The organism is Mixta mediterraneensis (genome assembly GCF_014946725.1).
Taxonomy (GTDB): domain Bacteria; phylum Pseudomonadota; class Gammaproteobacteria; order Enterobacterales; family Enterobacteriaceae; genus Pantoea; species Pantoea mediterraneensis.
On record NZ_JACFXY010000005.1, the window covers coordinates 291,506 to 303,503 of the forward strand.

General features: G+C 52.8%; 6 protein-coding genes, 1 tRNA gene and 2 pseudogenes. 6 read left to right on the forward strand and 3 right to left on the reverse strand.

All coding sequences use genetic code 11. The features are described 5' to 3' along the window. Positions 1 to 17: 17 nt before the first annotated feature. The 6 genes and pseudogenes from istA to H2P46_RS22975 all read left to right on the forward strand — a co-directional run. Entirely contained in the window at positions 18 to 1,046 is a 1,029-nt protein-coding gene (gene istA, locus H2P46_RS11835) for an IS21 family transposase (protein WP_193405244.1), read from the forward strand. Then, positions 1,043 to 1,831 (forward strand): IS21-like element helper ATPase IstB, encoded by a 789-nt coding sequence (istB, locus tag H2P46_RS11840; RefSeq protein ID WP_193403211.1) that lies wholly within the window; start codon positions 1,043 to 1,045, stop codon positions 1,829 to 1,831. The genes istA and istB overlap by 4 nt, the downstream gene beginning before the upstream one ends. After that, positions 1,828 to 2,448, forward strand: coding sequence for a division control transcriptional repressor DicD (dicD, locus tag H2P46_RS11845; protein WP_193405245.1), 621 nt, complete (start codon positions 1,828 to 1,830; stop codon positions 2,446 to 2,448). Before istB ends, dicD begins: the two co-directional genes overlap by 4 nt. Positions 2,449 to 2,555: 107 nt before the next feature. Next, positions 2,556 to 2,631 (forward strand) — tRNA-Phe (locus tag H2P46_RS11850). Positions 2,632 to 2,910: 279 nt separating this feature from the next. Further along, a pseudogene (locus H2P46_RS11855) lies at positions 2,911 to 3,027 on the forward strand (IS200/IS605 family transposase); the annotation flags it as partial. Further along, a pseudogene (locus H2P46_RS22975) lies at positions 3,017 to 3,171 on the forward strand (IS66 family transposase); the annotation flags it as partial. The pseudogenes H2P46_RS11855 and H2P46_RS22975, both read left to right, overlap by 11 nt. Positions 3,172 to 3,432: 261 nt before the next feature. Here H2P46_RS22975 and H2P46_RS11865 read toward each other — a convergent pair. From H2P46_RS11865 to H2P46_RS11875, 3 genes are all read right to left on the reverse strand, one after another. Then, on the reverse strand, positions 3,433 to 9,369 hold the full coding sequence (locus H2P46_RS11865; protein WP_193405246.1) for an inverse autotransporter beta domain-containing protein: 5,937 nt from the start codon (positions 9,367 to 9,369) through the stop codon (positions 3,433 to 3,435). A gap of 774 nt (positions 9,370 to 10,143) precedes the next feature. Beyond that, positions 10,144 to 10,841, reverse strand: a protein-coding gene (locus H2P46_RS11870; protein WP_239952247.1) for an IS1 family transposase whose coding sequence is annotated in 2 segments (ribosomal slippage) — positions 10,144 to 10,592 and positions 10,592 to 10,841 — 699 coding nt in all. Because the reading frame shifts where the segments join, the coding sequence is not laid out codon by codon here. An 858-nt stretch (positions 10,842 to 11,699) separates the two neighbouring features. After that, the gene (locus H2P46_RS11875) at positions 11,700 to 11,954 is read right to left on the reverse strand and encodes a helix-turn-helix domain-containing protein (RefSeq protein WP_193405247.1); all 255 of its coding nucleotides are present in this window, start codon (positions 11,952 to 11,954) and stop codon (positions 11,700 to 11,702) included. Positions 11,955 to 11,998 lie beyond the last annotated feature (44 nt).

The following is an 11,998-nucleotide window of genomic DNA, read 5'->3' on the forward strand; positions in this document are numbered from 1 at the left end:
GTTTTAAGGCACTGCCAATGATGACATTGGAGACCAGAGTGGAGATTAGTGTTTTACACCGTCAGGGCATGTCGATACGCGCCATCGCGCGCCAGCTTTCATGCTCTCGTGAGACCGTTCGCAGATATATTCGTAGCCCGCTGCCCGTAGCGGATATGCGCTACAAGCCTCGCGCACCCAGACCCTGCAAGCTTGACCCGTTCAAGACCTATATCCTGGGGCGGGTGCCCGCTGCCGGCCCCCTCGGGATCCCCGCCAGTGTGCTGCTGCGCGAGATCCGTCAGCGTGGTTACGAGGGTGGTTACAGCATGCTGACCGCTTTCCTGCACCCCATTAAGCAGCCCGTCACTGAAGAGGTAACACGCTTCGAGACCGAGCCTGGCTTTCAGATGCAAGTTGATTTCACCATCATCAGACTCGGTCATAACCCATTGCTGGCCTTTGTCGCCACGCTGGGCTGGAGCCGCGCGACTTTCGTCAAGTTTTACAGCAACCAGGACTCCGCTGCCTGGTGTGACGGCATTGAGTCTGCGCTCAGGTTCTTCGGCGGGACGCCGCATCAGCTGCTGTTCGACAACGCCAAGGCCATCATCATTGAGCGCGATGTCTACGGCCCCGGTAAGCATCGCTGGAACCCGCAGTTGATGCACGTCGCCGAGAAGTATGCCTTTACTCCCAAGGTCTGCCGACCCTATCGCGCCAAGACCAAGGGTAAGGTTGAGCGGTTTAACCATTACCTCAAGAACAGCTTTATCGTGCCTCTTACCGCGACCTTCCGGCAGGCCGGGCTGGTACTGGATGTACCTGCTGCCAACACACGCATCGGCGAGTGGCTGGTCACCGTCGCGAACACACGAGTGCATGGCACCACAGGCGTACCGCCTGAGCAGCGCATGCCGCGCGAGCGTGCTGCGCTATTGCCGTTACCGAAGGTCACGTTGGCATTGCCTGCACCTGTCCCAGCGCTCAGCCAGCGTCCGGTGCCGACCGAGAGCCTGCAACATCCTCTGGCAACGTACCAGGCCTTGCTCGAGGTGCCAGCATGAACCTTCAACATGATCGTATTGCCGCGCTCTGCGAGCAACTCAAGCTCGACCGCCTGCCGGCAGAGTGGCCGGGTGTGGCACAGGCGACCATCGACAACAGCGGCACGCATGCCGACTTCCTGGAAGCCGTTTTGCAGCTCCAGCATGATGGCCAGAACGAACGGCGTCGCCAGACCATTTTGCGGTTATCAGGCCTGCCGGTGATAAAAACACTGGAGCAGTTCGATTACGCCTATGCCAGTGGCGTTCCACGAAGTCAGATCCAGGAGTTGGCGGGTCTGACATTTATCGAACGTCAGGAGAACGTTGTCCTGCTCGGGCCTTCTGGCGTCGGCAAAACGCACCTGGCGACCGCCATTGGCTATAAGGCCGCGATGGCGGGTTTAAGCATTCGGTTCATTACCGCCGCCGACATGATGCTGCAACTGATGGCGTCACATCGTCAGGGTGACCTGAAGGGCTACCTGAACCGCGTCGTAGGTAAACCTAAGCTGTTGATCATCGACGAAGTGGGATATCTGCCGTTCGGTAAAATGGAGGCGAACCTGTTCTTCCAGGTAGTCGCTAAACGGTATGAGTCAGGCAGCGTGATCCTGACCAGCAACCTGCCGTTTACGCAGTGGTCCGGAACGTTTGGTGATGACGAGACACTGACGGCAGCGATGCTGGATCGGCTGCTTCACCATGCGCATATCGCCCAAATCAGCGGCCAAAGCTATCGACTGAAAGATAAGCTGAAAAGCGGTCAACTCCAGAAGAAAACGAAAGCAACAACGCTCGAATGATTCAAAGGGGGTGGGTCAGTTTTACTTTGGCAGGGTGGGTCAGAATTCGATCGGTATTGACACATGCGCTGAACGTGCTTGAACAAAACGGCCTTGCTGCTACCACATCACTACAACAACTGGCGGACGATAGTACGTTTTCCGTTGAACAACTGCAGCGGTTCTGGCCCGATCGTGACGCCCTGTTATACGATGCGTTGCGCTATCACGGCCAGCAAATTGATACCTGGCGGCAACAAATTTTGTCAGATGATGCGCTGAGCCACGAACAAAAACTGATGGCACGTTATCAGGTATTGAGCGAACAAGTCAGTATTGGACGTTTTCCCGGCTGCCTGTTTATTGCCGCCTGTAGTTTCTATCCACAATCCGATCAGCCAATACATCAGCTGGCAGAGCAGCAGAAACGTGCGTCATGGCAGTTCACCCATGATGTTTTAGTGGCGCTGGCGTTAGATAACCCGAGCATGGTTGCAGACCAGATGGAGCTGATCCTTGAAGGCTGCCTGAGCAAGCTGTTGGTGAAGCGCCATATGCAGGATGTGAATATCGCGAAAAGCCTGGCGGAAGATGTTTTAAGTATCGCGCTGTGTCGTAAAAATGGCGCGTTAGCCTGATGTTTCATCACCTTTGCCTGAAATTCAGGCAATCAGTCACGTTTCCCCAGGTTTTTTCATGAAAGCCGTTGACGACCCGCAGCCTTTACGGTTTAATGCGCCCCGTTGCCCGAATAGCTCAGTCGGTAGAGCAGGGGATTGAAAATCCCCGTGTCCCTGGTTCGATTCCGGGTTCGGGCACCATACATCGAAGCACACTGGTTAGCAATGAGATCTCTAATGGGTGTCTAAACGAAGAGGGTGTTCAAAGCAACGATGACTGCATTTGAAGGTGCATCATCCAGGATTGAACATAAAAATCTTCATGAAAGGGTATCAGTTCACGCTGATACCCTTTTTTTGTTATCAATCTTAAACCATCTCCCATGGAGGTGGTGATCGTTCATGTGGGGCTTTGCCCGTAGAATGCTCATGCTAAATACTGTCCCGGTTTGTTACCAGCAAATCAGGGGGGTAAATAGCATGAGCAGATATGAATCCGCTTCCCACGTATTCTGTCGCTGTCAGTATCATCTCATATGGATCCTGGAGTACAGATACAAAATCCTTAAAGGCAATCTCGGTAAAGCGCTCTACAGATACCGCGAAGGCGTTTACATATCTGCTGAAGCAGTGGGACGCGCTGAACCAGCACTGCAGCAACAGCTGGGCTGGGCCGAAATCGACAGCAACATTGCGGAAAACGCACTACGTAGCGTTGCCCTGGGACGCAAAAACTGGCTGAGATCGTCAGGGGTTTCGAGATTTTTGGCCAGTTCGTTAGCCAGAGCCTGCAACTGTTTTTCGTCCATAAATTAACCTGCTTTTGATGATGGATTGAACATATCAAAACCAGGAAATTACAAAATCTCGTGTACAGGCTCAGGAACTTATACACATAAACATATGCAGCTCCCCGCCATCACAGGGACAGATCGTGTTACCGTTCATGGTCAGGTATACTAAAAAGAGGCGGTTCAATCACCTGACCATGAACCATAAATATTAATCAGCTGGTACCTCTGTCTGCCAATCGGAAAATGCGTCATACCAGCTTTTATTACCACCGCCCATATAGGCACGGCTACCTGGTCTTGTACTGGACTTACAAATCCAGGCTATGAAATATGCGCTGCTAGTTGGCGCCTGTATGCCTGGTGTCGTTCCATCTTGTCCAGTTACACGCCTCCATGTCTCCCAGCCAAAACCTGTATTCTTGAAGCAAACCTCTACACCCTCGACTGGCATATTTCTGTTATTAACAACATAAACTTGAGGTTCATATACCCAGCCACTGCCAAACTTCAAATAGTAATAATGTTTTATCTGAGCGATATGCCAGGTAACAGGTTTAATGGCAGTAGTAAACTGTGAGGTGGTGCTCAATGTCGGGTTCTTTTTACTGGTTACCCTGACATACAACCTTGCACCAACAAGCTGCTTGTCCCAAGCCCGGAAGCTTGCGACACCATTTCTGAGTTCTGAATTGCCGTACCAGCTATAACCTTTGTCTGTCATCCATGTCACATCAATATCATCATTTGCCAGCCCCAACCCTGTCAGCGATACTTTAAAAGTATTCCCTAATAGCATATCTCCTTCCTGCGGAGCAGGAACAGGCGGTGCTTTGAGCAAGACATGTATACTGACCGGCAAATCAGCCGGCGCTTCAGTCGAGTCTGTCGCCGCCTGGCTGACGGTCACCGTGGTTTTACCGGCGTTACGGAACGTCAGCATCCCGCGGTCATCCACCGTCACCACCCCGCTGTCGGCAGTGGTGAAGCGCATCGCACCGCCGTTGCCCCCGCTCACCACCAGGGCGCTGGGGGCGTCGCCGTAAGTCACGGAAACTGGCTCTGCTGTCAGTGCGCCAGCTGCATTTTTATTTACCGTCACCGTCCAGGTTTTCGCCGCACTGACGTAGTTATCCGTCGCCTGCTGCGTCCAGGTCACGCTGACCTGACCCGCCTTGTGGGCCGTCAGCAGGCCGTTTGCATCAACGGATGCAGCGTCCCCGCCCTCATTAATGCTCCAGCGCGTCGGGCCGTCGCTGTCGCTGGTGACCTTCAGCTGCTGCGTGGCCCCTGCCTGCATATGCTCACTGAGGGTGGCGCTGAACGCAGGGACTTTCCGGCCTACCTCGATACTGACCGGCAAATCAGCCGGCGCTTCAGTCGAGTCTGTCGCCGCCTGGCTGACGGTCACCGTGGTTTTACCGGCGTTACGGAACGTCAGCATCCCGCGGTCATCCACCGTCACCACCCCGCTGTCGGCAGTGGTGAAGCGCATCGCACCGCCGTTGCCCCCGCTCACCACCAGGGCGCTGGGGGCGTCGCCGTAAGTCACGGAAACTGGCTCTGCTGTCAGTGCGCCAGCTGCATTTTTATTTACCGTCACCGTCCAGGTTTTCGCCGCACTGACGTAGTTATCCGTCGCCTGCTGCGTCCAGGTCACGCTGACCTGACCCGCCTTGTGGGCCGTCAGCAGGCCGTTTGCATCAACGGATGCAGCGTCCCCGCCCTCATTAATGCTCCAGCGCGTCTGGCCGTCGCTGTCGCTGGTGACCTTCAGCTGCTGCGTGGCCCCTGCCTGCATATGCTCACTGAGGGTGGCGCTGAACGCAGGGACTTTCCGGCCTACCTCGATACTGACCGGCAAATCAGCCGGCGCTTCAGTCGAGTCTGTCGCCGCCTGGCTGACGGTCACCGTGGTTTTACCGGCGTTACGGAACGTCAGCATCCCGCGGTCATCCACCGTCACCACCCCGCTGTCGGCAGTGGTGAAGCGCATCGCACCGCCGTTGCCCCCGCTCACCACCAGGGCGCTGGGGGCGTCGCCGTAAGTCACGGAAACTGGCTCTGCTGTCAGTGCGCCAGCTGCATTTTTATTTACCGTCACCGTCCAGGTTTTCGCCGCACTGACGTAGTTATCCGTCGCCTGCTGCGTCCAGGTCACGCTGACCTGACCCGCCTTGTGGGCCGTCAGCAGGCCGTTTGCATCAACGGATGCAGCGTCCCCGCCCTCATTAATGCTCCAGCGCGTCTGGCCGTCGCTGTCGCTGGTGACCTTCAGCTGCTGCGTGGCCCCTGCCTGCATATGCTCACTGAGGGTGGCGCTGAACGCAGGGACTTTCCGGCCTACCTCGATACTGACCGGCAAATCAGCCGGCGCTTCAGTCGAGTCTGTCGCCGCCTGGCTGACGGTCACCGTGGTTTTACCGGCGTTACGGAACGTCAGCATCCCGCGGTCATCCACCGTCACCACCCCGCTGTCGGCAGTGGTGAAGCGCATCGCACCGCCGTTGCCCCCGCTCACCACCAGGGCGCTGGGGGCGTCGCCGTAAGTCACGGAAACTGGCTCTGCTGTCAGTGCGCCAGCTGCATTTTTATTTACCGTCACCGTCCAGGTTTTCGCCGCACTGACGTAGTTATCCGTCGCCTGCTGCGTCCAGGTCACGCTGACCTGACCCGCCTTGTGGGCCGTCAGCAGGCCGTTTGCATCAACGGATGCAGCGTCCCCGCCCTCATTAATGCTCCAGCGCGTCTGGCCGTCGCTGTCGCTGGTGACCTTCAGCTGCTGCGTGGCCCCTGCCTGCATATGCTCACTGAGGGTGGCGCTGAACGCAGGGACTTTCCGGCCTACCTCGATACTGACCGGCAAATCAGCCGGCGCTTCAGTCGAGTCTGTCGCCGCCTGGCTGACGGTCACCGTGGTTTTACCGGCGTTACGGAACGTCAGCATCCCGCGGTCATCCACCGTCACCACCCCGCTGTCGGCAGTGGTGAAGCGTATCGCACCGCCGTTGCCCCCGCTCACCACCAGGGCGCTGGGGGCGTCGCCGTAAGTCACGGAAACTGGCTCTGCTGTCAGTGCGCCAGCTGCATTTTTATTTACCGTCACCGTCCAGGTGCGGATCGCCGCCAGGTAATTACGCGTTGCCTGCTGCACCCAGCTAACGTTAACTTTTCCTGATTTCGTGGCAGACAACAGACCATTTTTATTAATCGTTGCCAGATCTTTACCGGCGTCAATGCGCCACGTTACGCTACCGTCGCTGTCGCTTCTCACGTCCAGCTGCTGTGTAGCGCCCGCCAGCATGGTGGGCAGAAGGGTAACATTGACTTCAGGTGATGCCGGTTGCACCTCAACGTTGATCTGCAGATCCGCTGGGCTTACCAGGGATTCAGTGGCGGTCTGGCTAACAGTTACGGTAGTTTTACCGACATTGTGGAAAGTCATCACACCTTTTGCATCTACCGTCGCGACCTCGCTGTCCGAAGACCTGAAGATCATTTGGCCTCCGTTGCCGCCCTCTGGCATCAACGTTTTACTTTGTAGTTCCGGGCTGTAGGTTACCGTAATATCGCTGGCTGAAAGCGGCGGAGCCTCTTTTTTATGTAAAGGCACAGCGAACTCCGCAAGACGCCCTTCATCTGACAGCTGCGCTTCAACACGCCATATCCCGTCGCCATAGTGTGTTGGAACAGGTAAGCGCATGTCGCTTTTTCCATCGCTGTCGGTCATAGATGTGCCGACTTCTGCACCATTGCTCAGCCAGCGGATTTGACGCTCTGCTATACCTAAACCGTGCGTTTCACTCAATATTGCCGTGAAGGTAACAGGGGTATCGCCAGGAACGACCAGCGACGCGTCCTGTGCTTCCAATTGAATGCTGGGATGCACTATCATCACTTTCAGCTTTAACTTAAGTAGTTTAGGCATCGTCTGCCCGGCATCCTTGTCTGCTGTCAATACCAATTTGGGTGCTAACAATGAGGCAACAATCGTGTCTTCAGCAGGGCCGCTGACATTTTCCAGAACGACCTCAGTGTTTCCCTGCGAATCAGTGAGACTTTGGGCCGTGCTGAGCTGCCCCAGTATGCCCTGATAGGACCACCACACCGGACGTTCAGCAAGCGGATTACCTTTTTCGTCTATGGCACGCACGCTGAGTTTCACATTTCCACTTTCAGTCGCAGCAAGTTTGATCGTTGTTTCATCGATCTGCATACCACCTTCAAGGTTGCTGAGCCGCAGATCCACCAGTTGCTGAGCAGGACCGGCGATCTGCGATGTTCCAGGCTCGCCATGTTGCTGATTCTTATTAACGGGGGTAACCCGAAACAGGAGTGTCTTATCCAGATCATCAGCCGTTACCTGATAATACGCACCCCGCGCCAGCGGCTGAGACAAGTTGTCGGTATGGAACCACTGCTGCAATGAACCACCTTCAGCCTCTTCTTCGCCCTGATTCGAGTGGTAGCGATAATGGCCGGTCAGGGTGTTGCCAATCAGCGCTTCGCCTTCAATGGCAACCTCGCTAACAGATGGCGCGAAGTCGCCCGGCAGTACGCTCAGGCGATATTGCGCAGTGGCCGAAGGGCGGACATCTTTCATTGAAGCGTACAGCTCAGCATAAACTGTAGTTTCACCGGTTCGCAGCGGCGTGACGCGGCCACTGCTACTCTCAACGGTGGCGATATCCGGACGTAGAGAGCGATAGACGATATGCGCATTGCCGCCTCCCCGAACCTGATTAATAAAAGCAGCACTTCCCGCTTTGGCAGAAAGTTCAGCAGGGTCAAACCAGATATTCCATGTCTTCTGCTGCTCTTTATAAGCCAGCACAATATTATTGTTTCGCTGCACGAAATCGGTACGTGACAACGCCTGTAAGGACATCGCTTGCGAATGACTGCTATCGAGCATTTCCGACAGGGTGCGACCAAATTCCCAGACCAAATCCAGGCCCAGGTTAAAGTTGTTGCGTTGGCCAGTGATCAACTGCTGTTCTGCACGCAGCGCCACCAGCGGCACGGGCAGCCATTTAACGCCCAGATTCAGACCATGAGGATTTTTACTCGCTTCACTGCGGTTGCCGTTCACATCGACCTTGTCGCCGAACCACTGGAAAAGCGTTGTCCGGGCTGAGAGATTTTTTGACAGCACGGCTTCAACGTTCAGATCCCAGCCGCGCGCCGCACGCTCATAAAGGTTGTAATGCGCTTTGTCCTCCAGAAACGGAGCATCAGAGCGTTTCCAGTCGCTAAGCGGCAGATAATAGTTTACTGCCCCGTGCAGGCGTTCGCTCCATAGTTCAAGTCCCATCCCTAACCGGCTGTGATGGCGGGTGATGTCCTGATCGTAAAAGGCGTTGGCACCGCCCACTAGCTGGGGGTTAAAATTATGACGCCAGCCAATGCCGGCATTGAGGGTATTACGCGCGTTCCAGCGGTGGCCATTTAACTGAACAAACAGCGTATCCTGCTGCCCGTTAAAAAAAGGATATAAATAGTCCAGGCCAAAATCAGCACTGCTGCCTTTGGTCAGATCGAAGCCAGCGCTAACGCGCGAACGCGCACCCGATTGATTAAGCCAGTTTTCCACTTCGGTGGTCAGGAATGCGCTTGCGGCATTCTGCGCCTGAGTACGTGCGCTGCTGATGGCACCATTGCTCTGTGCTGACTGCCAGAACGATCCCAGAATATCGCGTAGCTTTTCCGATCCCTCAGAGGTTCCGGTGTCAGACGTACGTCTTTCATCAGGCACAATCACCCACTGCCCCGACAAATCCGCAAGCTGTGAGGGGCTTTTTACATGGCGATTGAGATTAATTAATTGCTCAGGCGAAAGCCTGTAACGCCAGGCAAAATCGCTCAGGCTCTCCCGCTCAGCGATGGCCGCCAGAGTTACGCGCGGGTAAACCTGCGCTAAGCGTGCATCTGCGGGTAACAGGGATGATGACTGGAAGTACAGACCATATTGCTGTGCCAGCACCCGTTGCCAGCGTTCGATATCGCTTATTTGCAGCGACAGTTCATTACGGACGTCCTGCCAGCTTTTGCTGGCTGGCTTCTGATAGAGAACATAGCTGATAGAGTCGACCGTTTTTTTTACCGGTTGATGAGCAGCTTTGAGTCCAGCAGGGAAAAGTAAAACCAAAAGCGTAAAAACATAATGAAATAGTACAATACAAGCAATATTTTTCCGTGCACGATGGCTAATAATACTCACTTGAAACTCACCCAGGTAAACGTTCATCCACTCCAGAGAAATGCATTATTACGGCAAGTTATTTCTCTCACTGGAAGCTGAATTCGGCGTGGTCTTTCTTTTATCATTAACAATCAAGGGACGCTTACAATAACGAGGCGATACCCGGTTGCCATACAGCCTCGCTCAACTCTTCTGTTTATGTGTGCGATTAACTTAATTGAACGCAGATGATTAGCGCCATAAAATAATATTTATTTTTCATTACTATATTATCTTGATAAATTTATTAGAAACGGCATGTGCCTTTCGTCAGGACGTGACGATTTTATAAGAGTCACGCCAAATGTGATCTGGTCATTGAAATTTATTAACCACTCAGCAACAACGCGCTAAAATAATCGACATCTTTGCACGCGGCATCAACAATGCGTGCTGACTGCCTCTATATGATGCAATATTATGGATAAGCTTAGCTCTAACAGGACTCGGCAGGTGACGGAATTTCCTGGCTATCAGGGTAAAAATATCTGACTGCGTGCCGTATATTTCGCCCTCAACGACACGGGTTAATGTAGCTCAATACAGTGACTGGTTAGTTACCCCTTAATTAACCAGCCACTTTAATGTAATAAATATAAACAAAAAGTTTCACTATAACTTTAAGATAATTCTTTTTAGAGCAAAGAATACTGCCACCATCCAACGGGTAATGACTCCAACTTACTGATAGTGTTTTATGTTCAGATAATGTCCGATGACCTTGTCATGCAGCTCCACCGATTTTGAGAACGACAGTGACTTCCGTCCCAGCCTTGCCAGATGTTGTCTCAGATTCAGGTTATGTCGCTCAATGCGCTGAGTGTAACGCTTGCTGATAACGTGCAGCTTTCCCTTCAGGCGTGATTCATACAGCGGCCAGCCATCCGTCATCCATACCACGACCTCAAAGGCCGACAGCAGGCTCAGAAGACGCTCCAGTGTGGCCAGAGTGCGTTCACCGAAGACGTGTGCAACAACCGTCCTCCGTATCCTGTCATACGCGTAAAACAGCCAGCGCTGACGTGATTTAGCACCGACGTAGCCCCACTGTTCGTCCATTTCAGCGCAGACAATCACATCACTGCCCGGTTGTATGCGCGAGGTTACCGACTGCGGCCTGAGTTTTTTAAGTGACGTAAAACCGTGTTGAGGCCAATGCCCATAATGCGTGCACTGGCGCGACATCCGACGCCATTCATGGCCATATCAATGATTGTCTGGTGCGTACCGGGCTGAGAGGCGGTGTAAGTGAACTGTAGTTGCCATGTTTTACGGCAATGAGAGCAGAGATAGCGCTGATGTCCGGCAGTGCTTTTGCCGTTACGCACCACGCCTTCAGTAGCGGAGCAGGAAGGACATCTGATGGAAATGGAAGCCACGCAAGCACCTCAAAATCACCATCATACACTAAATCAGTAAGTTGGGAGCATTACCCATCCAACGTAATAATTTAACATCATCCATAGAAATTTCTCTATTGCGCGTTTATCGCCGCTACTCCTGTCACTGGCAGAAAGATGCTTTCTAATCCATGTATTAACTTTGTAATGCACAGACAGGCTGGTCTGTATTAAATTAATAACACTCTCTACTCGGCACTTTGGATATTCGCTATTGCTAAACACAATGATTTATTTATCTTAAAACAAGCGATAACTTCAGCAGACTATTCTCTATTGCAAGTCAGTAATTCCTTTTCTGGCTGCGTCAGTTAAAATACTTTGAAATGATTTATTGCAATATTCTCATAACGCCTGTAATTCAAAAACTATTTGAGATGACAGATAAAATACCTGGCAGGAGCGATAGCACCGATTTTAATGTCAGGATTAACGATTCCGCATGTCATTGCACATATGAACGTTTTTCTGAGCGAAAGCACGTTAAGTAATGATGTATAGACTTTTCTTCCTGGTAGCGGAAAATTCTCTCAAACGCACACTAGCAATGCAAAACAACAGTCAGCAGGAGATGCCGCAATTAACCAGCACTCGCAATACATTAGTCATACTATTCTCCTCTGGCCTCAATGTAGAATCGCTAAACCTGCTCGCCAGGAATAAAGAAGGGCTGTTGCCAGGAAAATTTGCTGAGTATCGACTGTATCACTACATCCGAATATCCCCACGATGAGCGAGTTGCTCGCCTGGATGCCAATAGTTTTTTATTATTCGATGAATTCCCCGGTATTGCCATGTTATATATAGCTTTCACTGCTCCTGTTGATATATCAGACCTTAAACAGCAAAGAAGTCAGGGCTGATAGTATTTCGCTTACGGACCCGGTATCTTTTTGAGCGGTATCGGCTTGGCCATATTTCTTCAGGCGGCAGGCCAATAGCACTGGCAATAATTTCCTCGCCACGCGGCCAGGGTCTTATAAGCGCATTACTTAAGGTTCCTGATGAAAGGCCATGTTCTCTTGACAGGGCTTTGTTGAATAAATCAGCTTCAGGACGAGTGACTCTGTAGCTGACCGGGTTTTCAGGCAATACGCACGCTTTCTGGCATACCAGCCTTCGTTATTTGTCAATAC